Origin of the sequence: Enterococcus sp. AZ177, assembly GCF_050544585.1 — a bacterium.
In the GTDB taxonomy this organism is placed as follows: domain Bacteria; phylum Bacillota; class Bacilli; order Lactobacillales; family Enterococcaceae; genus Enterococcus_L; species Enterococcus_L plantarum.
This window is the reverse complement of record NZ_CP172944.1, coordinates 1,763,727-1,789,325: the sequence shown is the minus strand read 5'-3', so window position 1 is coordinate 1,789,325 and position 25,599 is coordinate 1,763,727. Positions and strand designations below refer to the sequence as shown.

The 25,599-nt window shown below is 35.9% G+C and carries 28 protein-coding genes, 1 tRNA gene and 2 pseudogenes; 23 read left to right on the top strand and 8 right to left on the bottom strand.

The features are described 5' to 3' along the window. Positions 1-22: 22 nt before the first annotated feature. Together IGJ34_RS08730 and IGJ34_RS08725 are read right to left on the bottom strand one after the other, a co-directional pair. The gene (locus IGJ34_RS08730) at positions 23-1,825 is read right to left on the bottom strand and encodes a glycerophosphoryl diester phosphodiesterase membrane domain-containing protein (protein WP_430597239.1); all 1,803 of its coding nucleotides are present in this window, start codon (positions 1,823-1,825) and stop codon (positions 23-25) included. Between the two features lie 90 nt (positions 1,826-1,915). Then, a pseudogene (locus IGJ34_RS08725) lies at positions 1,916-2,305 on the bottom strand (TVP38/TMEM64 family protein); the annotation flags it as partial. Between the two features lie 603 nt (positions 2,306-2,908). On the opposite strand from IGJ34_RS08725, the gene IGJ34_RS08720 reads away from it, so the two are divergent. The 7 genes and pseudogenes from IGJ34_RS08720 to IGJ34_RS08690 all read left to right on the top strand — a co-directional run bounded on the left by IGJ34_RS08720 (position 2,909) and on the right by IGJ34_RS08690 (position 7,443). Further along, positions 2,909-4,276 carry an Nramp family divalent metal transporter gene (locus IGJ34_RS08720; RefSeq protein WP_430597238.1) on the top strand — a complete coding sequence of 456 codons (1,368 nt, stop codon included), beginning with the start codon at positions 2,909-2,911 and terminating at the stop codon, positions 4,274-4,276. 116 nt (positions 4,277-4,392) lie between these two features. Next, complete coding sequence (gene rimM / locus IGJ34_RS08715; RefSeq protein WP_111247820.1) at positions 4,393-4,917, top strand: ribosome maturation factor RimM; 525 nt, start codon at positions 4,393-4,395, stop codon at positions 4,915-4,917. Continuing rightward, positions 4,907-5,656, top strand: a complete 750-nt coding sequence (trmD, locus tag IGJ34_RS08710; RefSeq protein WP_181429478.1) for a tRNA (guanosine(37)-N1)-methyltransferase TrmD — start codon at positions 4,907-4,909, stop codon at positions 5,654-5,656. Before rimM ends, trmD begins: the two co-directional genes overlap by 11 nt. Positions 5,657-5,800: 144 nt before the next feature. After that, a complete protein-coding gene (rplS, locus tag IGJ34_RS08705) occupies positions 5,801-6,148 on the top strand; it encodes a 50S ribosomal protein L19 (protein ID WP_010761540.1) in 348 nt (115 codons plus the stop codon). A 284-nt stretch (positions 6,149-6,432) separates the two neighbouring features. Further along, a pseudogene (locus IGJ34_RS08700) lies at positions 6,433-6,531 on the top strand (cold-shock protein); the annotation flags it as partial. An 86-nt stretch (positions 6,532-6,617) separates the two neighbouring features. Next, positions 6,618-6,694, top strand: a tRNA-OTHER gene (locus IGJ34_RS08695). Between the two features lie 371 nt (positions 6,695-7,065). Next, entirely contained in the window at positions 7,066-7,443 is a 378-nt protein-coding gene (locus IGJ34_RS08690) for a YxeA family protein (RefSeq protein WP_069654773.1), read from the top strand. A 129-nt stretch (positions 7,444-7,572) separates the two neighbouring features. On the opposite strand, the gene IGJ34_RS08685 is transcribed toward IGJ34_RS08690, so the two are convergent. The 3 genes from IGJ34_RS08685 to IGJ34_RS08675 form a co-directional block, all read right to left on the bottom strand. Beyond that, complete coding sequence (locus IGJ34_RS08685) at positions 7,573-8,004, bottom strand: hypothetical protein (protein ID WP_240485875.1); 432 nt, start codon at positions 8,002-8,004, stop codon at positions 7,573-7,575. 653 nt (positions 8,005-8,657) lie between these two features. After that, positions 8,658-8,876: a DUF378 domain-containing protein gene (locus IGJ34_RS08680; protein ID WP_430597237.1), complete on the bottom strand. Its 219-nt coding sequence runs from the start codon at positions 8,874-8,876 to the stop codon at positions 8,658-8,660. Between the two features lie 1,079 nt (positions 8,877-9,955). Further along, positions 9,956-12,373: a hydroxymethylglutaryl-CoA reductase, degradative gene (locus tag IGJ34_RS08675; protein WP_430597236.1), complete on the bottom strand. Its 2,418-nt coding sequence runs from the start codon at positions 12,371-12,373 to the stop codon at positions 9,956-9,958. Between the two features lie 184 nt (positions 12,374-12,557). Between IGJ34_RS08675 and IGJ34_RS08670 the strand changes: the two genes are divergently transcribed. The 4 genes from IGJ34_RS08670 to IGJ34_RS08655 all read left to right on the top strand — a co-directional run bounded on the left by IGJ34_RS08670 (position 12,558) and on the right by IGJ34_RS08655 (position 16,248). After that, positions 12,558-13,709 (top strand): hydroxymethylglutaryl-CoA synthase, encoded by a 1,152-nt coding sequence (locus IGJ34_RS08670; RefSeq protein WP_206850157.1) that lies wholly within the window; start codon positions 12,558-12,560, stop codon positions 13,707-13,709. Between the two features lie 263 nt (positions 13,710-13,972). Continuing rightward, entirely contained in the window at positions 13,973-14,818 is an 846-nt protein-coding gene (locus IGJ34_RS08665) for an aldo/keto reductase (protein WP_430597235.1), read from the top strand. Between the two features lie 35 nt (positions 14,819-14,853). Next, a complete protein-coding gene (locus IGJ34_RS08660; RefSeq protein ID WP_430597234.1) occupies positions 14,854-15,816 on the top strand; it encodes an aldo/keto reductase in 963 nt (320 codons plus the stop codon). Between the two features lie 63 nt (positions 15,817-15,879). Continuing rightward, a complete protein-coding gene (locus tag IGJ34_RS08655) occupies positions 15,880-16,248 on the top strand; it encodes a nuclear transport factor 2 family protein (protein ID WP_430597233.1) in 369 nt (122 codons plus the stop codon). A gap of 86 nt (positions 16,249-16,334) precedes the next feature. On the opposite strand, the gene IGJ34_RS08650 is transcribed toward IGJ34_RS08655, so the two are convergent. From IGJ34_RS08650 to IGJ34_RS08640, 3 genes are read right to left on the bottom strand one after another with little or no spacing between them, the layout of a single operon-like run. Beyond that, positions 16,335-16,505, bottom strand: coding sequence for a hypothetical protein (locus tag IGJ34_RS08650; RefSeq protein ID WP_430597232.1), 171 nt, complete (start codon positions 16,503-16,505; stop codon positions 16,335-16,337). Continuing rightward, positions 16,456-16,725 carry an SDR family NAD(P)-dependent oxidoreductase gene (locus IGJ34_RS08645; RefSeq protein ID WP_430597231.1) on the bottom strand — a complete coding sequence of 90 codons (270 nt, stop codon included), beginning with the start codon at positions 16,723-16,725 and terminating at the stop codon, positions 16,456-16,458. The genes IGJ34_RS08650 and IGJ34_RS08645 overlap by 50 nt, the downstream gene beginning before the upstream one ends. Continuing rightward, entirely contained in the window at positions 16,709-17,167 is a 459-nt protein-coding gene (locus IGJ34_RS08640) for an SDR family NAD(P)-dependent oxidoreductase (RefSeq protein ID WP_430597230.1), read from the bottom strand. Before IGJ34_RS08640 ends, IGJ34_RS08645 begins: the two co-directional genes overlap by 17 nt. Positions 17,168-17,316: 149 nt before the next feature. Here IGJ34_RS08640 and IGJ34_RS08635 point away from each other — a divergent pair, with 149 nt between their 5' ends. The 12 genes from IGJ34_RS08635 to IGJ34_RS08580 all read left to right on the top strand — a co-directional run bounded on the left by IGJ34_RS08635 (position 17,317) and on the right by IGJ34_RS08580 (position 25,597). After that, entirely contained in the window at positions 17,317-17,709 is a 393-nt protein-coding gene (locus IGJ34_RS08635; protein ID WP_069654783.1) for a MerR family transcriptional regulator, read from the top strand. 187 nt (positions 17,710-17,896) lie between these two features. Continuing rightward, the gene (locus IGJ34_RS08630; protein WP_430597229.1) at positions 17,897-18,661 is read left to right on the top strand and encodes a carboxymuconolactone decarboxylase family protein; all 765 of its coding nucleotides are present in this window, start codon (positions 17,897-17,899) and stop codon (positions 18,659-18,661) included. A gap of 18 nt (positions 18,662-18,679) precedes the next feature. Further along, positions 18,680-19,663, top strand: coding sequence for an aldo/keto reductase (locus IGJ34_RS08625; RefSeq protein ID WP_206850150.1), 984 nt, complete (start codon positions 18,680-18,682; stop codon positions 19,661-19,663). Between the two features lie 32 nt (positions 19,664-19,695). After that, positions 19,696-20,331, top strand: coding sequence for an NAD(P)H-binding protein (locus tag IGJ34_RS08620; protein WP_430598529.1), 636 nt, complete (start codon positions 19,696-19,698; stop codon positions 20,329-20,331). A 13-nt stretch (positions 20,332-20,344) separates the two neighbouring features. Then, positions 20,345-20,683: a MerR family transcriptional regulator gene (locus IGJ34_RS08615; RefSeq protein WP_206836318.1), complete on the top strand. Its 339-nt coding sequence runs from the start codon at positions 20,345-20,347 to the stop codon at positions 20,681-20,683. A gap of 24 nt (positions 20,684-20,707) precedes the next feature. After that, positions 20,708-21,760, top strand: a complete 1,053-nt coding sequence (locus tag IGJ34_RS08610; protein ID WP_206836320.1) for an NAD(P)-dependent alcohol dehydrogenase — start codon at positions 20,708-20,710, stop codon at positions 21,758-21,760. Positions 21,761-21,824: 64 nt separating this feature from the next. Next, positions 21,825-22,016: a TMEM175 family protein gene (locus IGJ34_RS08605; protein WP_206836323.1), complete on the top strand. Its 192-nt coding sequence runs from the start codon at positions 21,825-21,827 to the stop codon at positions 22,014-22,016. A gap of 93 nt (positions 22,017-22,109) precedes the next feature. Continuing rightward, positions 22,110-22,994 carry a LysR family transcriptional regulator gene (locus IGJ34_RS08600; RefSeq protein ID WP_206836326.1) on the top strand — a complete coding sequence of 295 codons (885 nt, stop codon included), beginning with the start codon at positions 22,110-22,112 and terminating at the stop codon, positions 22,992-22,994. A 114-nt stretch (positions 22,995-23,108) separates the two neighbouring features. Next, positions 23,109-23,636 carry a flavodoxin gene (locus tag IGJ34_RS08595; RefSeq protein ID WP_430597228.1) on the top strand — a complete coding sequence of 176 codons (528 nt, stop codon included), beginning with the start codon at positions 23,109-23,111 and terminating at the stop codon, positions 23,634-23,636. Positions 23,637-23,639: 3 nt separating this feature from the next. Beyond that, positions 23,640-24,047 (top strand): cupin domain-containing protein, encoded by a 408-nt coding sequence (locus tag IGJ34_RS08590; RefSeq protein ID WP_111247119.1) that lies wholly within the window; start codon positions 23,640-23,642, stop codon positions 24,045-24,047. Between the two features lie 29 nt (positions 24,048-24,076). Then, the gene (locus IGJ34_RS08585; protein WP_206836331.1) at positions 24,077-24,391 is read left to right on the top strand and encodes a carboxymuconolactone decarboxylase family protein; all 315 of its coding nucleotides are present in this window, start codon (positions 24,077-24,079) and stop codon (positions 24,389-24,391) included. 45 nt (positions 24,392-24,436) lie between these two features. Beyond that, positions 24,437-25,597: an MFS transporter gene (locus IGJ34_RS08580; RefSeq protein WP_430597227.1), complete on the top strand. Its 1,161-nt coding sequence runs from the start codon at positions 24,437-24,439 to the stop codon at positions 25,595-25,597. Positions 25,598-25,599 lie beyond the last annotated feature (2 nt).

Sequence of the window (25,599 nt, the reverse complement as noted above, 5' to 3'; positions counted from 1 at the left end):
TGCTCTATTTATTTATGTTATTTTAACCAATTCCAACAACGAAATGGAATAATTTATCTGAATAAGTAAGCTCATCTAAATCAACTTTAATCGTTTCATTCAGTAATTTCAGTTCATCTGTAACAATCCCATCTACACCATAAAACATCATTCGCGTCATCGTATCTTCATCATTAACGGTCCAAGCATAGACTTTTTTCCCATCATTATGAGCTGCGTTAATAAAGTTACGATTTAAAGTAGTATATTCCATCGTGAAGAAATCTACATTAGAAATGGGTGGTCCAACAATATTGAAAGGCAAAATATAACCAACGTAAAATTCGGGTTCTTGTTCTTTTAATTGTGTTGCTGTATCAAAAGTCAAAGTATGGAGAATGTGTTTTTCCGTTAGAATCACTTTCCGATATTTTTTGATAAATCGTTTAACGAGATCTGGACTATCTTGTGGTGTTGTTTTGATCTCAATCAGTAATTTTTGGTTGAGTTCCTTTGCTTTTTCGAGATAGTCATCAAAGGAGCAAACGTTTGCTTCCATGCCATTCTCTTTCGCTATTAACTTAGTTAATTCATCTAAGGTTAGCTGATTTGGTCTTTTATCAACGCCAGTAAGTTTTTTTAAATTAAAATCATGCATGACGACAAATTGTTTGTCTTTGGTTTCTTGTATATCCATCTCGACATAGGTAGGATGCTCTAAACTTGTTTTTTCAAGAGAGGGCAATGTATTTTGAACACCATTTTCTGCATCAACACCGCGGTGAGAGATTGTTAGCGGTTCGGTTACGGAAGGATTACTTAAATAATTCGTATTATAAGTACCAACACCAATGCCGAACAAAGCTGCTATAAAAGCAAATGAACCAATTTTGAAAACAGTCCATTCTTTCTTTGGTTGTTTGGGCTGATCGTAAAACCACTGTGGTAGCTCGGGTAAAAAGCCTTCATCATCCATGTAATCAATGGTGATATAGAAAATCCCTACTGTCGAAAAGACAATATTAAGAAGTAAAATAAATTGTAAAAGCGTCATAGCAATCACCGCACTAACTAGCGCATAATCAGGAATAGCCATCTCGATAATAGCCTGTACACTTAGAATCACGGTATAACTAAGAACGAAAACGACAAGAATACTTCCACCGATTATAATAAATTGTCCTAGGATCCTAAAAAAGTGATGTTTAGTTGAGCGCCAACTTTCTTTAACAGCTTGACGAAAGGGAACATCTCTTAAAATCATTTCAGGTAATGCAAAAATCAAACGAATTGAAAGATAGAAGAAAAGTAAATAACCTAGACCAACTAATGCAATAATCGTGACACGATTGGCGAAAATAAAGTCCATGATAAAGGCTGGAATTTTTATTTTTGCCAGTAGATCCGAGTTGAATCCTAATCCACTAAGTGGTAACACTAAGAAGAAATAGAACAGGAAAAAAAGAATTGTACTAAAGCGAATTTTCTTAAGTTGAAGAATCGTACCTTTAAGTAAATTGGTTAGAGAAATGGGTTCTTTTTTCTTGATAAAAAAAATGCTCAAGAGTAAAAAAGTAAATTCGAAGAAGACTGCAATCACGATTGCCAGTAATACAAGAATCAATGCAATCAAGACACCAGGATGCTTGAAAAATATCAGTTGAATCGTATCATAAGATAGATAATCAATCTTCCCTTGTCTCAATATAAATCGAGTCGAACTAGCTAAAAGAGGGAGTAACACAAAGAGCATAAACCCGTGCATCAACAAGACATCTCGAAAATATGCTGAGGTACCCGCAAAAAAATCAATCATGTTTTTAAAACTATTTTTTAAGTATTTCATTGTTTATTCCACCCCTACAAAACGAATAAAAGAAGATAGGATACTGTTGCATCCTATCCCAACTCTGTTTTTATTATATATTTTTATGCTTTAAAAGCCTAATAAACCGTTTAAGAATGTCCCACCGTATATCAATGCTAAACTATACAAGAAGATTGAGACGGGTTTTGCTAAGATGATGATCAATGTAAATTTCTTTAAGGACATTTTTGTCAAACCGGCCATTAAACAAAGCGCATCATCCGGCGCAATCGGTAGGAAAATAGCTAAAGCAAAGAGACGTTCAAAGCGTTTCTCATTGTCTAACCAGCCAATATATTTATTGTATGTCTTATCACTGACTAAACTTAAAATAAATGGTTTTCCGTATTGACGACCTAAAAGGAAAATAATCACAGACCCAATTGCGATTCCGACATAGTTATAGATAAAGCCAGCAAATGGTCCGAAAATAAGAACACCGGCAGCGCAACTGATACCGCCTGGTATAATTGGAATAACGACCTGAATGATCTGGATCAACATAAACAATATAGGACCTAAGATAACAGAGTCACCGACTAATCCTCTCAATGCGTCTACATCTTTAAAAACACCTAATCGTATAAAATAAATGGTCACAGCAATCGTTGCTATAATTCCCACGATTGAAATGCAGTTAATAATTTTTCTTGAAAGCGCGATGCTCATATCTATCATCTCCTTAGTTTATAAGCGTAATGGCTCGTTTAATCTCGTAGAACAATTAGAAAACAAGGTTGTCATGGACAATAGCTTATTTTTTCCTAGAGACTAACAAATATTTTGTTAAATTAATTATTTATAGTATAAAAGTCTTTGAATTATTTTACCATTGTTACTTAGCAAATTTCACGAACAAAGTTGTAAGAAGGAACTTATTATGTGTATTATACAAAGAATTATTATGAAAAACATCCTACTTTAGCCCTAAATGAGAAAATTACTAAGTAATTCCTATTTACAAGAAACAATGAGAGGATTATAATTGTTTTAAAGATTAAGGTGTGCCTAAAAATATAATAGTATAAACCTGATGATTTATAGTTGGAAGAAGGATTAAGGATGAAGAAAGAAAAAAATGAAGCAGAGAAGTTATTGGACTATGCAAATGGGCCTAGTTTAGAGGAGATCAATAATACTGTTGATGTACCGAAAAATGCTAATTTTTGGCGAACATTGATGGCTTATAGTGGACCTGGGGCTCTGGTAGCGGTCGGATATATGGATCCCGGGAATTGGATCACATCGATTGCTGGTGGTGCGGAATATAAATATGCATTACTGAGTGTCATCTTATTATCTAGCTTGATTGCTATGTTGCTTCAAAGTATGGCAGCTAAACTAGGTATCGTAACGGGAAGAGATTTGGCTCAAGCGACTAGAGAACATACAAGCAAAAAGACAGGATTTGTATTATGGATCATTACTGAACTCGCAATTATGGCAACAGACATTGCTGAGGTAATTGGTGGCGCTGTTGCTTTACAATTATTATTTGGTTTCCCATTATTGATCGGTGTACTGATTACGACGTTTGATGTCCTTTTATTGTTGCTATTGACGAAACTAGGTTTTAGAAAAATTGAAGCGATCGTAGCGTGTTTGATTGCCATTATCTTTTTTGTGTTTGCGTATGAAGTTGCATTAGCTGATCCAAACATTGGTGAAGTCTTGCGTGGTTTTATTCCTGATACTAGAATAGCTAGTGACAAATCGATGCTATTTTTAGCACTAGGAATCGTTGGAGCAACTGTAATGCCCCATAATTTATATTTGCATTCATCTATTGCACAAGCAAGAAAATTCGATCGTAATGATGATAAAGCAAAAGCAAAAGCTATCCGTTTTACAATTTGGGATTCCAATATCCAATTAACGGTTGCATTTATTGTCAATTGTTTGTTGTTGATTTTAGGTGGTGCATTGTTTTACGGGACAAAAAGTGATTTGGGTAAGTTTGTGGACCTGTATGATGCGTTGAAGAACCCTAATATTGTTGGAAACATTGCGAGCCCTGTTTTGAGTATTCTGTTTGCCGTAGCATTGCTTGCATCTGGTCAGAATTCAACGATAACTGGGACACTTTCTGGTCAAATCGTTATGGAAGGGTTTATTCACTTAAAAATGCCGCTGTGGATGCGTAGAGTCGTAACACGTTTGATTGCGATCGTACCGGTAATTATCTGTGTGATTCTTTATGGCGGCAGAGAATCAGCGGTAGAAGATTTACTGTTATATACTCAAGTATTTTTAAGTATAGCTTTGCCAATCTCAATCATTCCTTTAACGATGTATACAAGTGATAAAAAAATCATGGGCCGATTCGCTAACCCAATGTGGGTCAAAGTTTTGGCTTGGATCATTGCGATTATCTTGACAGCATTGAACTTATTCTTGATTTACGGAACGTTAACAGGAGTAAATGCTTAGAATAGAAAAAGAAAGCGATTCTTATTGGGGTGGCTTTCTTTTTGCATATATAATAGAATTTGGTTTGCAGAAATGGTAGAATGAACAAGACTAAAATTTTGAAATGAGGGTTTTAAGTGACTGAATATTTAAATGTTGGAAAAATCGTCAATACTCAAGGCTTAAAAGGCGAAGTACGAATAATTTCCCAAACGGATTTTCCAGAACTACGCTATAAAAAAGGATCAGTTTTGACATTATTTCAAGAAAAAAAGGCACCAATTGAATTAACGATCAAAACGCACAGAAAACATAAAAATTTTGATATTGTAACATTTGAAGATCATCTTTCTATCAACGATGTTGAGAAATATCGTGATGGGATACTAAAAGTGTCAAAAGATGGTTTGAAGGATTTACCAGGAGATGAATTTTATTATCACGAAATCATTGGGTTGACGGTTATCGATGAAAACGATGAAGAACTTGGTAAAATCAAAGAAATTCTTTCACCAGGAGCAAATGATGTCTGGGTTGTTCAAAGACCGAAAAAAAAAGATGCATTGATTCCTTATATCGAATCTGTTGTTAAGTCTGTTGATATTGAAGAAGGAGTCGTTCGTGTAGAAATTCCAGAAGGTTTGATCGATGATGAAAATTGATGTGTTAACGCTTTTTCCACGAATGTTTGAAGGTCCGATGGGGGAATCAATCATTGGAAAAGCTGTAGAGAAAAATTTACTGGAAATCAATGTTTCTAATTTCCGTGATCATTCTGATAATAAGCATCAGTCGGTTGACGATTATCCTTATGGTGGTGGAGCAGGAATGCTGCTAAAAGTTCAACCAATTTTTGACAACTTAAGAAGAATCGAAGAGGCATCACCAGAAATTAAAAAACGTGTGATCTTGCTAGATCCAGCGGGGAAACGTTTTGACCAAAAAATGGCGGAAGAGTTTTCCGAAGAGGAGCATTTAATTTTTATTTGCGGCCATTATGAAGGGTACGATGAGCGGATTCGTTCTCTTGTTACGGACGAAGTTTCATTAGGAGATTATGTTTTAACTGGTGGAGAATTAGGTGCAATGGTCATGATCGATGCAACTGTTCGTTTACTTCCAGATGTTTTAGGAAATAAATTATCTGCGCAAACAGATTCTCATTCAACAGGATTGTTGGAACATCCACAATACACACGTCCAGCTGAATTTAATGGAATGAACGTGCCAGAAGTCCTAACGAATGGCAATCATAAATTGATTGCGGAATGGCAATTGAAAGAATCATTGCGTAGAACGTATTTAAGACGTCCAGATATGCTGGAAACTCTTGAACTTGACGATGAAATGAAAAAATTCCTTGCAGAAATCATCAAGGAAGAAAAGTCCCCAAGTGAATAGAAATCGAACCATCTTTAAAGAAAAATTCCTTTACAGCTTAGATGAGCTATGTTAAACTATTTCAGTGAGTGCAAAGCGCTCAACTATTACGATATTCCGCTGTGGCATAGGCCATAAGAATGTTTGGAATGAGGAGAAAAAAGAATGAATCCATTAATTCAAGAATTAACACAAGAACAATTACGTACGGATATCCCTGCGTTTCGTCCTGGAGACACTGTTCGCGTACATGCGAAAGTAGTTGAAGGAACACGTGAACGTATCCAATTATTTGAAGGAGTTGTTATCGGACGCCGCGGCGCTGGTATCAGCGAAACTTATACAGTACGTAAAATTTCAAACGGTGTTGGTGTGGAACGTACTTTCCCATTACACACACCACGTGTTGCTCAAATCGAAGTAGTTCGCTATGGTAAAGTTCGTCGTGCGAAACTTTATTACTTACGTGCATTACATGGTAAAGCAGCTCGTATTAAAGAAATTCGTCGTTAAAAACTTGTTATTAATTAACAGTGAACCCCTTGTTTATCAAGGGGTTTTATTTTTTTGCTCGTTTTCTTAAGTGTTGTTTGGATTTTAAAATATATTTTTCCAAAAGCAAAAGGGGGCAAAAAAGGGGCAAGGGGCTATGAGCCCTTTTTTATTTTACCGTTGTACTCGTGTTACATAAAAAAAACAATCTAATTTGAGTAATATATTCACACTGTAAAACTCCTTTTGCCAAATGCTATAAATTACAAAAAAACGTATCATATTCATATTAGGAGTAAACGTATATGAATAAAGGGACAGTAAAAAGGTTTAACTCAGACAAAGGTTTTGGTTTCATCACTGGTGAAGCTGGTAATAACATATTTGCACATTTTTCAGTAATCCCACACTGAAAACCATATATACTAACCAAGAACACCCATCTATGTTTTCTTACAATCATCAGCTGCCCATTTATTGGGCGGTTTTCGTACCCTTAGCTCAGTTGGTCAGAGCAGACGGCTCATCATAACCGTCCGGTCGCAGGTTCGAGTTCTGCAAGGTACATTATAGTAAGTGAGTACATGCTTTGCACAGCCAAACTTATTAGTATATACTAATCATATTCTAATAAAGTGGTATTATGAATACTCCTTGTAAAATGCCGTCCATGCGATCGGGCGGCATTTTATATTTGATGAAAAACTGCTATTAAGTTGTACTATTAGTAGGTATTATATGCCTGTCCACTTTGCAAGAGTGATTCAGTATGCCGTCTCTAACAAGGCGGTTTTTTTGTGAAAAGAATTTATAATTTGATACACCTATAGTGAAGCTATTTATAGAATAAAGTTACAAAATTGTTAGAAGAATACATGGTTAAAATTGTTTCCGTAGTGTTAAACTATACTAAATTAAATTATATGAGGTGAATCATTATGAATAAAATACTTGGATTGATTGGTCTTATTGCATTATGCGCTATTGGTTACTTTGCTTTTGATTACTACAACCAAACATATAATACTACGGTAGCGTATGCGAAGGTCCCAACGGATGTTCCTGAAATTTCAGACACTCTGGATATTGATGGTAAAAAGGTAAAAGATACCTACTCTTATAAGTACAATGTCACATTCGTGAAAGAAAACGGAGACAAACAAGAGATGGATTTTGAGTTGTTCGGGAAAAACCCAAAACCATTTGAATCAGGGGCATACATTAAAGCAGAAATAAGCAAAGAAAGAGTAAATAGTCCAACTCAAATTTCGGAAAATGAAGTTCCGAACAAAGTGAGAGAAGAACTCGATAACTAAAATTTAAGTGAAAAGACCCTAGCGTTTCCGAGGGCCTTTTATTGTGTTCGGGAAAATCCTGACAAACCTAACTGATTCATATAAAAATTAACCTTACGATAATATACGCAAGGAGGGGAGAAAATTATTTTATGCAATTGATTTTAATGATTTTAAGACAAATTCACGAATAAAACTATCAGGATTGCGAACGAAGAATTTCTCTATAACCAGATGATTTCTACTGTTGTAATAACCATGAACAGATACTTCATATTTGCCTTCATCTAAAAATAAAATTAAATTTGCTAACTCTTTTTTTCTAACTATACAGTTGATATTCTCGAAAGAGCGAAGTGTAAAACGAATTTTGGTATCTGGAAACATTTTAATTACTCTAATTTTATCAATTACACCTACATAACTATTCTTTTTAATAAAGTGCACCTTCCTTACATATAAGTAAAATATAAACTTATCCAATTCGACCTCGTTTATTCCCTTTTGTCCACTACACTGTGAATAGTACTGAAACTCTTCGTAAGATAATAATCCTGCTTCACACTTGTCAATTATGTTCATGTCTTTTCCCCTCTTTTTTTAGTAACCAATCATCGAATGGATAATCAATTTTTCTGGTTTCCATTTTAAAGTCAGTTAACTTGTAGACTTTGCTAGTAGATAGTAGCGAATACTGATTCGGATAGATGTATTCAAAGACTATGAAGTGATCAATTTTTTCTAACAGAAATGCTGCAAGGTAATCTCGTTTCTTTACAGGAGGAAAAGACCAAAAATTGTAAATAGTTCCTTCTATGTTTATTCGCTTAGAGGGTAACTTCCTAAAGGGAATAAGATGAAACGAGTAACAATATTGAGCTGGTCGTATATGCTCGTTAAGATGTACAGTTTTTACATATCTCATTATCATCACCTTGAGAACATTATACGAACTTTTGTTCTCTTTGTCTAGTAGAATAAGATATTTTACAACAAAAGTTTAAAGAAGCTATAACAGAAGAAATATTAGAAGAGGCAGAACAAGTAAAAGAGCAGTTTGACGAGATTAAAACAAACAAGACGTAGAACGCATACAACTCCGTAATACTCTTCAAACTACCCACGAGATGAACAAATTCTAAAGTATCCTCGTATTTTTTGAGATGAGATTTTTTATTTTCTGAAAAAGAAAAAGCAACCACCTTTTTCGGTAGCTGCTGCAGAGTAACGATTATTTACATTGTATCTACTTTATCTTTATTAGCAATCAGTGGAAATAATTTTAAACAATAAATCGCAGATATACCTACTAATACATACACAATTTTAGCAAGGATAGTAGTTGGTCCACCAAAGATTGCAGCTACTAAATCAAATTCAAAGAGTCCGACCAATAACCAATTCAATCCCCCAACGATAACTAATGCTAATGCAACTGAGTCTAAAGCTTTCATAAGTATTCCTCCTTCTTTAATATTTTTAAGTATAAGTCATAAGGAAGAATTTTTCATATACAATGCTCATGAGAATTATCTTTTTGAAAAATTTAATTAATATGATAGTATGTTTTAGGTGTTTTTTTCGTTTAAATAATCTTTTTTGATGGGATGGTTTGTAGATAAAGAAAAAGTACTTCAGAGGCCTGAGATAAAAAAAGTTTGGGGCCACTTAAGGTAAGGATTAGTTGATATAGGAATCTCACAAGTTTTACAAAGTTCTAACATCCAGCATGAGATTGCAGATAAAACTAGTAATAGCTATGTAGTTTGGCATACATAGCTTAAGGTTGAAACGAAAGGAGCTATCTTAACTCCAGCTAAAGTGCAAAATAGAGGATCGGTTCCACCAAAAGCTATTTTTCGTAGCAGAGGAAGCTTATTCAATAATCCAGAGTAGTGGATATAAATGAGAAGTATGATGACAATACTTCCCCTTTTTTTATTGTTGACATATGATGCAAATACACTTTAAAACTTACGTGTATTATATGGTAAAGCAGCCCGTATTAAAGAAAATCGTTGTTGAAAACGTGTTAGTAATTACCAATGAATCCCTTGTTTATCAGGAGCTTTATTGTTTTGTCTTTTTATTTTTTTAATATTATATTAGACACATTCATCTATTCTTTGCATGTATCATCCGTTATAAGGTAGCTAAACAAAAAAACGATGAACGATAAACCCTATGACGAGTGAAAAAATAAAGTAAGATAAAGCAATATATAGATATAATTTCTCCCTTGTTGTTTTGTACTTAATGAATGATAAGATACCTAAAGTAAAGAAAATTATTGATAAAATCACACTTCTCACCTCAAAACTAATTGTAACAGCTTAAAATAAAAATTAGCAAAAATTAGGGGTTTCGACAAAGTAAATTCTAATGGGAGAGAGAATAGAAGGTAAGAAGGCATATTGTTTAACAGTAAGGTAGTATTTTTAGATGTTTTGATGATGACAAGGCAACTATAAAAACCGAAACAAGGAGCTTAAGAAGATCAGTTCCTGGTTTCGGTTTATTTTTGTTTGCTCTATTATTGTCTCAATTCTAATAGAAATGCCAAAGCTTTCTCTTGATTCATCAAGCCAGTTTTTAGCTTTTCTGCGATGATGTCTACTTCTGGACCTTTTGCGCCAACGGACATAGCCAAAGAACGAGCTTGTAAAGACATATGACCTTGTTGGATGCCTTCTGAGACTAAAGCGCGTAAGGCAGCCAAGTTTTGTGCTAACCCAACAGCTGCGATAACTTCAGTCAATTCTTTTGCATCTGCGACATTTAAAATTTCTAAAGCAGCTTGGGCTTTTGGTAAAACACTAATAGCACCACCAACAGTTCCAATCGCTAAGGGGAATTCTATTTCGCCTTTTAAGCCATGCTCAGTCAGTTTCCATCGACTTAATCCGTGATAGCCATTTGTAGAGGCATAAGCATGTGCTGCGGCGGCTACTGCGCGAGTATCATTACCAGTTGCTAAAACTACAGCTTCGATACCATTCATAATGCCTTTATTGTGTGTGGCAGCACGATAGGGATCTAATTGGGCAAATCGAGAAGCTGCCACAATTCTTTCTGCAACGAATCTGCCAGCTTCTAAATCACCTGTCTTACTTAAACTACCAAATGAAATGTCACACGTCGCTGTGACAATAGATTCCGTTGCATAATTGCTTAAAATACTAAATAATTGTTCATTTTCTAACCGTTGACGGAATAAATCTGCGACCCCTTCTAAAATGGAATTCAGGATATTAGCGCCCATAGCGTCTTTCGTATCAACGAGTAAATCTACCGATACAAAGTTAGTGTCTTCTGGGAAATGACGAATTTGAATTCTTTTTAAACCCCCGCCTCGTTTTACGATAGAGGGATAACTTTTTTCAGCTTGTTTGAAAATCTCATCTGAAAGCTGGTTGATGTTTTCTTCTAACAACGCAGGCTCTGTAACATTCATAAAAACGATTTGCCCACGCAAAAGGCTTTCGGTTAATTCGCTTTGAATACTTCCAGAATTTCGAATCATTTTAGCACCATTGCTGCATGCAGCAATAACCGAAGGTTCCTCTGTTGCCATCGGAACTTGATAGGTTTTATTATTCACTAAAATTTCTGGAACAATTCCCATTGGCAAAGCCATTTCACTGATTTGATTTTCAATCAAGTGATTTGCAGTATCTGCATCTAAAGATACGTTTTCCAATTCTTGTCTGCTATCTGAAGAAAGATGACCCGTGTCTTGTAAAAACAATAAGCGTTCTTCTTTTGATAGTTGATAAAACTTTTTATCAGTTTCTCTTTTTTGTGGGCGTTCTATTAGTATAGCAAGTCCAAGACCACCACCAACACAGAGAGAAGCAACACCGTACTTAGCATCCTTATCTTCTAATTGGTATGTTAAAGTGGTTACGATTCGAGTCCCAGAAGCACCAATCGGATGGCCTAAACTAATACCACCGCCCCATATATTGAGTTTTTCTTCGGGAATGTCCAATTCATTTTGAACAACAATGGAAGAGGCGGCGAAAGCTTCGTTGATTTCAAATAAATCAATGTCTTCAATCGTTAAATCATTGCGTTTCAATAAGGTTTGGATGGCTTTAATAGGGGATATGCCCATTATGCTTGGATCGATCCCAACTTCTGTAACATCTCTAACAATAGCGAGGTAAGGGATTTGATGTTCTTCAGCGAACGATTTTGACGCTAATATCATGGCTGAAGCTGCATCGTTGATGGTTGATGCGTTACCTGCTGTGACAGAGCCATCTTCTTTAAAAACTGTTTTTAATGTACTTAATTTTTCGACAGTAGTCTCTTTTCGGACACCTTCATCGTATTCAAAAATAGTGTCATCGATAGAAAGAGGAACGATTTCATTCACAAACTTTCCTTCTTTCTGAGCTTTAGCCGCTTTCATTTGTGATCGAGTTGCGAAGGTATCTTGCATCTTACGAGTGATAGAAAACTGTTCAGCAACATTTTCCGCTGTCAATCCCATCGCTTTTCCGCTAAATGCATCGGTTAAACCGTCTACCATCATAGTTGGAACGGGTTTTGAATAAGTATCCTCTTCTTTGTATGTGATGGCAGGAGCAGTTGTCATACTCTCGGTTCCACCAGCTATAACAACTTCAGCGTTACCTAATTGAATCGCTTGTTTGGCTAAGCTGATTGCCTTTAGACCTGATCCACACACTTCATTAACGGTGAAAGCGGGTACGTCAAAGCCTAATCCGCTATTGAGTGCAATTTGTCTTGCAGGATTTTGTCCATTTCCTGCTTGTAATACGTTACCAAAAACTACTTGGTTTATATGTTCAGCTATTGGTGCATTTCTTTTTATTAACTCTTTTGTAACAGCTGTTCCCAGCTCCACTGCTGATAATGATTTTAATTGCCCTCGATACTTACCTATAGGTGTTCTCAAGGCGTCGATAATTACGATTTCCACGACGTCACCTCCAATATGAAATATACCATGCTTTGTGAAAAAATAATACTCTATAAATCAGATTAAAAAAACTTCTGAAATTCTTTAACAAATTTTAAATTATTCTTATTTCTACCAATCTTACCTGAAAATATGATAAATTATAGTAGGTAATGAAAGAGAATAATAATAGAGGAGATATAAAATGAACGTTGGCATAGATAAAATTAGTTTTTTTGTCCCACCATTTTATGTGGACATGACCGATTTGGCACTAGCAAGAGAGGTGGACCCGAATAAATTCCATATCGGAATTGGGCAGGATAAAATGGCTGTTAATAAAAAAACTCAAGATATCGTGACCTTTGCTGCAAATGCCGCAAAGAATATTTTATCCGATGAAGATAAAAAGAAAATCGATATGGTGATTGTCGGGACTGAATCTGGTATTGATGAGTCAAAAGCTTCTGCAGTGGTCTTACATCGATTGTTAGGGATCCAACCATTTGCTCGTGCTTTTGAGGTAAAAGAGGCTTGCTACGCAGGAACAGCGGCATTACAATATGCACTCGCACATATTAAAACGCATCCAGAAAGCAAAGTGTTGGTTGTTGCTTCTGATATCGCAAAATACGGATTAGCTTCTGGCGGTGAGCCAACACAAGGAGCTGGAGCAGTGGCTATGCTCGTTTCAGCTGACCCAAAAATAATCGTAGTAAACGATGATAGTGTGGCGCTAACGCAAGATATCTATGATTTTTGGCGTCCAGTTGGACATGATTATCCAATGGTAGATGGGCAATTATCTAATGAAACGTATATCCAAGCATTTCAAAAGATTTGGGGAGAATATCAGCTTCGACATAAGAAAACAACTGCTGATTTTGCAGCGTTAGCTTTCCATATCCCGTACACGAAAATGGGAAAAAAAGCGTTGTTGGCAGCTTTAGAAAATGAGTCGTCAGAAGAGCAAGAACGAATTTTAACAAAATATGAAGCAAGTATTGTCTATAGTAGACAAGTAGGTAATCTTTACACTGGTTCGTTGTATCTTGGATTGATTTCGTTATTAGAGAACGCTCAATTGAATGCAGGAGAACAAATCGGCTTATTCAGTTATGGTTCAGGCACTGTTGCAGAATTCTTTAGCGGTAATTTAGTTGAAGGATACCAAAAGTATTTATTCACTGATCTTCATCAAAAGCAGTTAGCGGAACGAAAAGGATTATCCATTGTTGAGTATGAAAAGATGTTTGAAGATACTTTGGATACAGATGCGGATAGTGAGTATGATGATTCACTTCTGTATAGTATCGCTTCTATTTCAAATACGGTTAGAGCATATAAAGAAAATTAACGTACAAAAATAGTAAAGATGCTTTTTAGGCATCTTAAGGATACTAATAAAGTATTATACTTTTATAAATTCAAGCTGTAACATCATTCCTATAGTGGATGTGTTGCAGCTTTTTAGTACCTTACAACAGATTTATAACCATGATCATTATTATTTTTAAAACATAATATGCTTGACTTGAAGTGAACTCTAAGTGGTAATTTAAAAATGTAGAAAAGAGAATAGCGTATCACAAGGTTATTTTTACTAGGAGGAATACAATTATGGAAACAGTTACTTTATCAAATGGTGTTGAAATGCCGATTTTAGGATTTGGTGTTTATCAAGTACCAGACTTAGCAGAATGCGAACGAGTTGTCAGTGAAGCGATTCAAATAGGATATCGCTTGATTGATACAGCCCAAGCTTATGGAAACGAAGCGGCTGTGGGGCAAGCAGTTAAAAAAAGTGGCTTGCCTCGTGAAGAATTTTTTATCACAACAAAGGTTTGGATCACAAATGCTGGGTATGAAAAAGCGAAAGCTTCTATTGAAGAATCTTTGAAGCTATTACAAACCGATTATATTGATCTTTTGCTGATTCATCAACCATTTAATGATTATTATGGCACATATCGAGCAATGGAAGAATATTATAAAGCAGGGAAATTGCGTGCAATCGGTGTAAGTAATTTTTATCCGGATCGTTTTATTGATCTTGCAGAATTCAGTGAAATCACACCAATGGTCAATCAAGTGGAAACACATGTATTCAACCAACAAATTGAACCACAAGCAATCATGAAGGAATACAATACTCAAATTGAATCTTGGGGTCCTTTTGCAGAAGGAAAAAATGATTTCTTTCATAATCCAACATTAAAAGCAGTAGGTGAAAAGTACAATAAATCAGCTGCACAAGTGGCATTACGCTATTTAATTCAACGAGGAGTGGTCGTTATTCCCAAAACGGTCAATAAAAACCGTATGGAACAAAACGTTGATGTATTTGACTTTGCATTAACAGAGGACGATATGAACGAAATCTTAAAATTAAACCAAAAAGAAAGCTTATTCTTCTCTCATTATGATCCTGAAACAGTGAAATTTTTAACAGGATTAGCAAGATAATCGAAACACTTTTTTCTATTTAAGGAGGCTATCTGATGAAAAAAAGAATTTTAGGTAAAAATCTTGAAGTGTCAGCGATTGGTCTAGGTTTGATGGGGATGGATCATGCTTATGGCAAACCAGCAGATCGAGCTGAGATGATTCGTTTGATTCAAGAATCGGTTGAACTAGGCGGGAATTTTTTTGATACAGCAGTTGTTTATGGTGAAGAGAATGAAAAAGTGTTAGGGCAAGCAACCAAGGAAATTCGCAATCAAGTGGTCATCGCAACCAAATTTGGGATTACCGGGCAACAAAGGATTGGGAATAGTTTAGAAAATATTTTAGATAGCCGACCAGAATCAATTCGTCTGCAGGTAGAAGGGTCACTGCGCCGTTTGCAGACAGATTATATCGATTTGTATTATCAGCATCGAATTGATCCAAACGTCGCTCCAGAAGATGTAGCAGAAACAATGAATCAATTAATCAAAGAAGGAAAAATTCTACACTGGGGCTTGTCTAATGCACCAGAAAATCATGTAAGAAAAGCCCATGCAGTGAGTCCAATCACAGCGATAGAAAACCAGTATTCAATGATTTGGCGAGAACCTGAAGCAGAGATGTTTAAAATTTGTGAAGAATTAGGGATTGGCTTTGTAGCTTATAGCCCTTTAGGAAATGGTTTTTTGAGTGGTAAGTATGCTAAAGAAACCAAGTATGAGGAAGGCGATTTCCGTAGCTTTATGGGACGTTTTAAACCTGAGGTAATGGAAAAAAATCAGGTAGTCTTAGATCTTTTAACTGATGTTGCGGCAAGTAAAAGAGCCACATCAGCACAAATTGTTTTAGCTTGGGAATTGGCGCAACGCGACTTTATTGTTCCTATTCCAGGTACTACGAAAGTACATCGATTAAAAGAAAATCTTGGTGCGATGAATATCCTAATAACAAATGAAGAGCGTCTTCAAATTAATCAAGCATTAGCTGAAATGACGATTGACGAGACTCATTTTTAACATTGCGGCTTCCACGAATTTTTGTTTTTTTCATAATAGCGAAGGAAGGATGTCAGAAAGTCTATGGATGATAAGCAACAAATCATTAGAATATATCGTCAAGAAAATCAAGCGATGGTTGAGAAGGATTTACCAATATTAAAAAAGATTTTATCTGATGACATGCATTTGATTCATATGACCGGATATGACCAAACAAAGCAAGAATGGTTAGAGCAAATTGAGAGTGGACAAATGCGTTATTTTTTATCAGAAGAAGAGGCAATCAAAGAGATACAAATTGAGGGAAATCATGCAAGCTTTATTGGACAAAACAAAGTAGATGCGCGAATTTATGGCTCACGAAACACATGGAATTTAGAAATGAAAATGATTTTTGAAAAAAAAGCAGGAGCCTGGGTGATTGTTCGGCAAGAGGCAAGCATGTATTAATAGAAATGTACTAAAAGTAAGTCAGAAACGTTCTGAAAATGACATTTCTGACTTTTCTTATTCTATCATTCAATGCATCCGAGTAATTAAAAATCAGTCGAAGCGGCCAATTCAGTTTGCTTTTTAAAATCTGCCACTCGTTTTTCCAAGGTTTGAATTGTACTATCCAAGGCTTGTGATCCTAGAACCATCCGTAATGGAGCAGGTTCAATCGCCGCATTTTTCAAGAATTCTTGTTGCCATTCTTTCTGGATCACCAGCGGCCAATCCATTTGCTGGGTCTAACATAGCTAGAAAGGCATGCGCTGGATTATTGTCATATTCAGGCATCAACTCAGCAACTTGTGTACTGCCATAGCGGAATTCTGTACGAGCACCACCAGGTTCAACAATCGTTACGCCAATATTAAATGGTGCCAATTCTTGAGCAACAGACTCACAAAAACCTTCAATTCCCCATTTAGTCGCATGATACATAGAATTTCCAGCAAAAGCGACTTGTCCACCAATATGAAGAAAGTTGAATGATGCGTCCAGCTTGTTGTTCACGCATAAATGGAGTCACAGCACGTATCATTTGAATAGAGCCTGTTAAATTGGTTGCGATAATTTTAGCTACATTTTGATCGGTTAATTCTTCCGCCGCTCCAAATAATCCGTAGCCAGCATTATTTACCAGCACATCGATTGCGCCATATTTTTCATAAACTTTATCTACCAAGGTTTTGATACCAGTTGCATCGGTTACATCTAAAAATTCTCGATCAAAGGTTTCTGGATATTGTGCCATTAATTCTTGCACAGTTGTATCCTTGCGTACCGTCCCGATAACAGTTTGTCCATTCGCCAATAATTGCTTTGTTAATTCTATGCCAAATCCACTACTGACACCAGTAATTAGCCAAGTTTGTTTTTTCATATTGCATTCCTCCAATTGTTCATTCTGAGGCTAGTTTATCTCTTTAAGTGCACTCTAAGTCAATAAGAAAGTTTGTAAAAGAGTCTAAATTTGTTTTATAATGAAAAAGAAGTAGACGAGTTAAGGAATGGGTAGAGGAGGAATAGGGCATGAACATAAAGAAAGTAAGTGAATTAAGTGGAGTTTCTGCAGATACCATCAGATATTATGAGCGAATTGGGTTGATTCCACCTGTGAAACGTAATGATAATGGGATTCGCAATTTTGATGAAGAAGATTTGCGTTGGATTGTTTTTAGTAGACAAATGAGAAATGCGGGCTTATCTATTGAATCATTAGTGGAATATTTAACCTTATTTCAAGTGGGAAATGAAACAGTGCCTGCTCGTAAAGAAATTATTGCGGATCAAATTGGGGAATTGAAAGAAAAAGCCTCGGAATTAAATACAGCTATTGAACGGTTAGAGTTTAAATTAGCCAACTATGATGAGCATATGATTCCAGCTGAAAATGCCTTAAGAGATTTTAATATGAATAAATAATAGAAAATGAATGGCTTCTAAATCGAGTCTTTCTTCTAAATTTTTTAGAGGAAGTTTGATTTTAGAAGTTTTTTTGTTTATTTTAGCAAATCCCTTGACTTGGAGTGAACTTCAAGAGCTAAACTGTTGTTGTTAGTAAGAAAAAGTGCTCATTTATCATACTGCTTTTAAATCGAGGAGGAATGCTATGTTAATCAGTCAAACTGCACAGAAGAATCATGATGAATTATTTCCAAACCATGAGTCAGCATTAGCTAAAACGGATCCAGAATTTATTGAAATTTTTGACAATTTTACGTTCGATGAAGTGTTTCAGTACTCAAACCTAGATGTAAGGTTACGTATGAAAGTAACGCTGGCCTCTTTAATCGTAATGCAATGTGTTAATGAGTACAAAGCAATGATGAATGCAGCTTTAAATGTGGGTGTTTCAGCAGTTGAGATAAAAGAAATTGTCTATCAAGCAGTGCCATATGCCGGTTTAGGGAAGGTGTTCGATTTCTTACACGCGACCAATGAAGTGCTGACCGAAAGAGGCATTTCACTTCCTTTGGAAAAACAAGGAACAACCACCAATGAAAATCGTTATGAAAAAGGCTTGGAAGTTGTACGGGAAGTTGCTGGAGAGGCTGTGGATCAGATGCTCACAACGATGCCGGAAAATCAAAAATATTTTGCTACATTTTTAGCTGATAATTGTTTTGGTGATTATTTTACAAGAAATGGGCTAACATCGAAAGAACGTGAATTACTGATTTTCACAATGCTGGCTTCAATGGGTGGAGCGGATGCACAACTAAAAGGGCATATTCGCAACAATCAGCGTGTTGGCAATGAAAAGCCACTATTGATCGAAACGATTACCGTTCTACTACCATTTATCGGCTATCCAAGAACATTAACCGCATTAAATTGTATCAATGAAATATTACCCGAAGAAAACGAAAAATAAAATAGAGGAGGAAATACAATGGAATATGTAAAATTTGGCAATACAGGAATGGAAGTTTCAAGAATTTGTTTAGGGGCAATGGGCTTTGGTGATCCGAATAGTGGCTTTCACGAGTGGGTTTTAGAAGAGGAAGAAAGTAAAAAAGTTATCAAAAAAGCGTTAGATTTAGGGATTAATTTCTTTGATACTGCCAATGTTTATTCATATGGTGCAAGTGAACGAATTCTTGGTAAGGCACTGAATGAATATGCGAATCGTGATGAAATCGTGGTGGCGACAAAATTATTTACTACCATGAAAAAAGACGTTCCAAACAGTGGTGGACTTTCAAGAAAAGAAATTTTCCATCAAATTGATGCGAGTTTAGAACGTTTAGGGATGGATTATGTTGATTTATACATTATTCATCGTTGGGATTACAACACCCCAATTGAAGAGACGATGGAAGCTTTACATGATGTCGTGAAATCTGGAAAAGCCCGTTATATTGGTGCTTCTGCGATGTTTGCGTGGCAGTTTGCTAAAGCCCAAGCAGTAGCTGAAAAAAATGGTTGGACAAAATTCGTTTCCATGCAAGATCATTTGAATTTGTTATATCGTGAAGAAGAAAGAGAAATGCTACCGTTGTGTGAAGATCAAAAAATTGCGGTGACACCTTATAGTCCATTGGCCTCAGGTCGCTTAACCCGTGATTGGAGCGCGCAAACCAAACGTTTTGAAACAGATAAAACAGCGAGGTCAAAATATGATACAACAGCAGATCAAGATCGTATCATCGTTGAAAGAGTTGCTGAAATTGCGGAAAAACGTGGAGTGGAACGTGTCCAAGTGGCACTTGCTTGGTTGCTTCAAAAAGGGCCAGTTGTCGCACCGATTATTGGCGCAACAAAAGAAAGTCATTTGACGAATGCGATTCCTGCATTGGATTTAATTTTGACGGAAGAAGAAGTGCACTATCTAGAAGAACCTTATGTTCCTCATGTCATTGTTGGTCATAAATAAAAAAGAGAGTGATTTAGAAAGAGGGATTTAAGATAAAAATACTAATTTTAGGTGCAGCAGGTCAAATTTCAAAAATGGTTACAGAATTGATTTTAACAGAAACAGATCATGATCTTGTTTTATATGGTCGCAATCTTTCAAGTCGGATTTCTGTGAAAGATCCAACGAGAGAAGTCATTATTGAAGGTGATTTTAATGATCAAGACAAATTGAAACGAGCCTTAATTGGAGTGGATATTGCGTATTTAAATGATATGAGTTCACCAGCTGCAACCCAATCAATTGTGAAAGCAATGGAAGATTCAGGGGTAAATTATCTAATAGGAGCGAACGTTTTAGGTATTTACAACGAAGTTGCGGGGACTTTTGGGCGCTGGAATGCTAATATGGTTGGTTCAGCTACCCATAACTATTTAGCAGCAGCAGAAGCGCTAGAGCAGTCTTCATTAGATTATGTTATTTTAAGATTAACTTGGTTATACAATCAAAAAGGCAATGAAGACTATGAATTGACTCAAAAAGGCGAACCATTTATTGGTGCTCAAGTTACAAGAGAAGCTGTGGCTAGACTGATTATGACGATTATTCATGAGCCAGTTAAATACGCGAAGACCAGTTTAGGTGTAAGCGAGCCTAATACTGATTGGGCAAAACCCTCTTTTTATTAAGGACGTTCAGCATATGAATAGTAAAGAAGTAAGCCAACAAACCAATACGTCAATCAATACCATTCGTTATTTTGAGCGAATTGGTTTGATTCCACAGGTAAAGAGAAATCATGATGGATTACGAGTGTTTACTGAAGCTGATGCGGATTGGATTCGTTTCATCAAACAAATGAGAGAGGTTAATCTTTCTATCGAAGGATTGATTGAATATGTAACTTTATCTGTTCAAGCAGAAAAAACAGTTCAAGCTAGAAAAGAGCTGCTGACTGAACAAAAAAATGATTTGCAAGAACAAATCAACCGATTAGAAGCAGCAAAAACTGAGCTTCAAAGACGGATAATAGCAAAGTAAATCTAAAATCGAAGGAGTTCTCATATGTGTGAAAAATGTCAAACAAAAGTATTACAAGCAACGGATAGTAATTATGCTTCTTTTGAACGATCTGTGATTGAAAGAAGAGCATTAAAACCAGATGATGTGGCAATCGATATTAAATATTGTGGCATTTGTCATTCAGATATTCATCAAGTCGACAATGATTTCGGCGCAGGCGCTTATCCAATGGTTCCAGGTCACGAAATATCAGGGATTGTTTCCGCAATTGGCGATCAAGTGACTGATTTTAAAGTGGGTGATCGTGTTGGTGTGGGGTGTTTTGTCGATTCTTGTGGAAAATGTGAGTACTGTCTCAGAGGAGAAGAACAATTTTGTGTTCAAGGGGTAGTCATTGTGTTTAACTCAAAAGATTATGATGGAAACCTGACTTATGGTGGTTATAGTCAAAGTATTGTTGTAAAAGATCGTTTTGTGATTCATGTCCCCGAAAGTCTTGATTTGGCTGAGGCAAGTCCACTTTTATGTGCTGGAATCACGACGTATGCGCCAATGAAACGTTGGAATGTTGGACCTGGTAAGAAAGTAGCAATCATCGGAATGGGCGGTTTAGGTCATATTGCTGTGCAATTTGCACACGCATTAGGTGCTGAGGTAACTGTTTTAGGGCATTCCGAAAGTAAAAAAAATGAAGCACAACAATTTGGAGCGGACGCGTATTATTTAACTAGTGATCCAGAAACATTTAAGCAATTAAAAGGCCAGTTTGATTTTATTTTAAATACAGTCGCAGTGAGTTTAGATGTTGACTTATATTTAAGTTTATTAACAGTTAATGGAGCGATGGTTTATGTCGGATTGGCTACAGAAGCACAAACTTTCCATGTGGGAAGTCTATTCGGCAATCAAGCAACTATCACAGCTTCCAATGTTGGTGGAATTCCTATGACACAAGAAATGATCAACTTTGCTGCCGAAAAAAATGTGTTACCTAGAATTGAAATGATTACGGTGGATCAAGTTTCCGTTGCGTATGAACGTGTATTAAATAGCGATGTTAAATATCGCTTCGTAATTGATATGGAAACTTTATAGAAAAGAAAAAAATTCTCGATGAATACCTATCATTTTAAAGACCACTTGTGAAAGGAAAAGAAGATTGAGTAAAGAACGCTTAACGACTTTTATCGATGCTGTATTGGCAATCGTCATGACAATTCTAGTTTTAGAATTAAGAAAGCCGAATCCTGTAACTTTAAATGGTTTTCTAGATTTGAAGGAAAATTTTTTCGCTTATATATTAACTTTTTTTTGGCTAGGTACAATGTGGGTCAACTTGCATAATGAATGATATTCTATCAAAAGAATCAATGGTCGGACCGTATGGGCGACCATCATTAGTTTGATGTAAAATAGGCGTGTAAGCTCAAAAGGAGAACCGAAAATGGAATTAAGAGAACTACGATATTTTTGGACAGTTGCAGAAGAAAGAAATTTTTCAAAAGCAGCAAAAGTACTGCATATTACACAACCGACTTTAAGTCGACAAATCAAAGAATTTGAGGATGAATTAGGTGCGCCACTATTTATTCGTGAAAAAAAGCAATTGACTTTAACTGAAGAAGGGTATTTTTTAAAAGAGCGTGCAGCAGAGATTCTAACTTTAGCCGAGCAAACCGAACGTGAATTTGAAGCGCAAAGTAAGAGCTTTTTAAGTGGACATTTTTCAATAGGTTGTGTTGAAGCAGATAATTCAGATACGATGGCGATGATGTTGGAGGAATTGGTAAGTGACTATCCTCAAATAACGTTTAATATTGTATCTGGTACGAGTGATGATATTAGCGATAAATTGGAAAAAGGAATTTTGGACTTAGCTATTTTATTAGAGCCAATTGCTACACCAAACTTCGAAAAAATTATTTTGCCAAGAGAAGAAAAATGGGGATTATTGGTGTCTAATGATTCATTTCTTGCGCGAAAAACAACGATTCATCCTGATGATTTAAAAGGGGTTCCATTATTAAGTTCAAATCGATCAGAAGTTCAGTCGATGCTTGAAAGTTGGCTTGGAAAATCCTTAAATACGTTAAATGTGGTCGGCACATTTAATTTGATTTTCAACGTTTTTTCTCTAGTTGAAAATCGTGTGGGCTCTGCCTTAACAATTGAAGGGGCAACGACTAACGGCCAGCATGAGGAACTAACATTTGTCCCATTAGTTCCCGAGGTTAAAACAAATTGTGTTCTTGTTTGGAAGAAAAATCGGATTCAAACGCCAGCAGTAAAAGAATTTATTCAGCGATTTAATGATGCTTTTAAGGCATAGTTGTTGAGTGAGTTAGGCATTAGACGCATAATGTATCAGGTTGTATCATTTACTTGTCAGTAGATGATGCAGCCTGTTTCTTTGTACAAGTAAAGGATAAAAGAAGGTGATCACGTGACCGCAATCATTTATTTTTCTCGAGCTTTTGAAAATTTGGTTGATGGAAAGAAAAAGAATTTGTATATAGGAAATACAAAACTTGTAGCACTAAAAATTGCTGAGGAACTCAATGCTGAAGCAGTTGAAATTATCCCTAAAATAATGTACCCAAAAGAGTATCAACGTGTAGTTATGCAAGCAGAACAGGAAAAAGAAACGAACGAGCGACCAATATATCAGCCAATAGACATAAATTTAGAGCACTATCGAGCAATTTATTTAGGTTATCCAAATTGGTGGGGGACCTTACCAATGGTTATGGCAACTTTTTTAGAGGAACACGATTTTTCTGGAAAAAATATTTATCCTTTTTGTACACACGAAGGCAGTGGAATGGGGAATAGTATCAGTGATCTACAGAAATTATGTCCGAATTCTAGGATTCATATTGGTTTACCTATTCGTGGTTCAAGAGTTGAAAAATCAGATATTGCAATCAATAATTGGCTGAATCAAGAGCAAAAAAATGGAGTGGAGGAATAGAAAATGGCAAAATTTGAAGAAGTAAAAAACGGTGTTATTTTTCCTGTAGGTGAAAGAAATGACGCATATGCACAATACTTTATCGGTCAAAGCTATTTAAAAAACTTAATTGCAGATCCTAACATCAGTGTAGGTGTGGGAAATGTTACATTCGAACCTGGTTGCCGCAATAATTGGCACATTCATCACAATGGATTTCAACTATTATTAGTAACGGGTGGCGAAGGTTGGTATCAAGAAGAGGGGAAACCAGCGCAATTTTTAACTTCTGGAGATGTTATCGTTACCCATGATGGGGTGAAACATTGGCATGGTGCGGCAAAAGATAGTTGGTTTGAACATTTAGCCATTACAGCTGGAACACCAGAATGGTTAGAACCTGTTTCAGATGAACAATACAATCAATTATAAAAATAAATCAAAGATGGGAGTCCTACCTAATGAAAAAACAAACAGCTGGCAGAGATCAATTAGGTTCGTTTGCACCAAAATTTGCAGAATTAAACGATGATGTATTATTTGGTGCAGTTTGGTCTAGAGAGGAACAACTTTCAGCACGTGACCGTAGCTTGATTACCTGTTCAAGCTTATTAACTCAAGGCGTACCACAATTAGAAGCACATATGAAAATTGCAAAACAAAATGGTGTATCGAAAGAAGAAATGGTGGAAATGATCACGCATTTAGCTTTTTATACAGGTTGGCCGAAAGCGTGGTCGGCTTTTACTTTAGCAAAAGAAATATTTGGTGAATAAAAAATAATAACTGTCTTTTGCGTAGTTTAAAAAGGAGACGACGCAGTGAATAAAATAACGAAAATTTCGCTACTATCTGTGTCATTACTTGTAGTATCAGGCGGAGCAATTGCTGCGAATATTCCAGCAATTATGGCAACTTATCCAACTATAAGCCCAATCCTGATTGAATTGATTACGACAATTCCTTCTCTGTTTATTATCTTAACAGTACCATTTAGTCATAGCTTTGCTAGACGGTTTGGATACAAATTTACAGTTCAATTAGGAATCGGAACTGTACTAGGTGCAGGAATTATGCCAGTTTTTTTACAGTCTTTTTGGTTTCTATTTTTTAGTAGAATATTATTTGGCATTGGAATCGGATTACTCAATCCTCTACTCTTTTCTATAGCAGGAAAATTGTATAATGGGAAAGAACTGTCATCTGTTATTGGTTTTCAAAGTTCATTTGAAGGGATTGGCGGAATGATCATCACGTTTACAGTTGGTCAACTACTGATAATGAATTGGCGTAGTTCATTTTTTGCGTATCTGCTAGCGCTACCGATTTTTGTACTGTTTACATGTTTTGTTCCAGATGTTTCAATAGTAGCGGACCATCAAAATGAGTCAGAGGATCAGAAAATCATGCCATCAACGTATGCTTACATTGCTTTGTTGATTTTAGTTGTAACTATTTATATGTCAGTAACAGTGAAAATCACCTCTTTATTACTTGAAAAAGGTTTAGGAGATGCTACGGATGGTAGTAATTTGATGGCTTTGGTTGGTTTAGGAGCCATGACTGCTGGAGCGTTATTTGGGTCAATCGTGACCATAACAAAAAAATGGACAGTACCGGTTGCATTTTTTATTTTAGGGATCTTGATGTTTATGATAGCCTTATCTCATGATTTAACCTCAATTTCAATTGCTGTCATTTTATGCGGTTTTTCCTTCCGTACGTTCATTCCATATTTATTTAACGAAGTAACTCAAAATAGACAAGGAAATTCGCAAAAGAGCACATCTTTATTGTTGATAGGTTTCAATATTGGAGCGGCTTTTGCACCTGTAACGATTTCTTTATTAAAAAACATGCTTTCTTCCAAAGAAAATACGAGCATTTTTATTGCAGAAGGTATAATCATGATGTTAGTAACGTTTTGTACTCTGATTACCAATGGAAAAAAAGTGAAATGTCACAATAAATGGGAGAAATAATA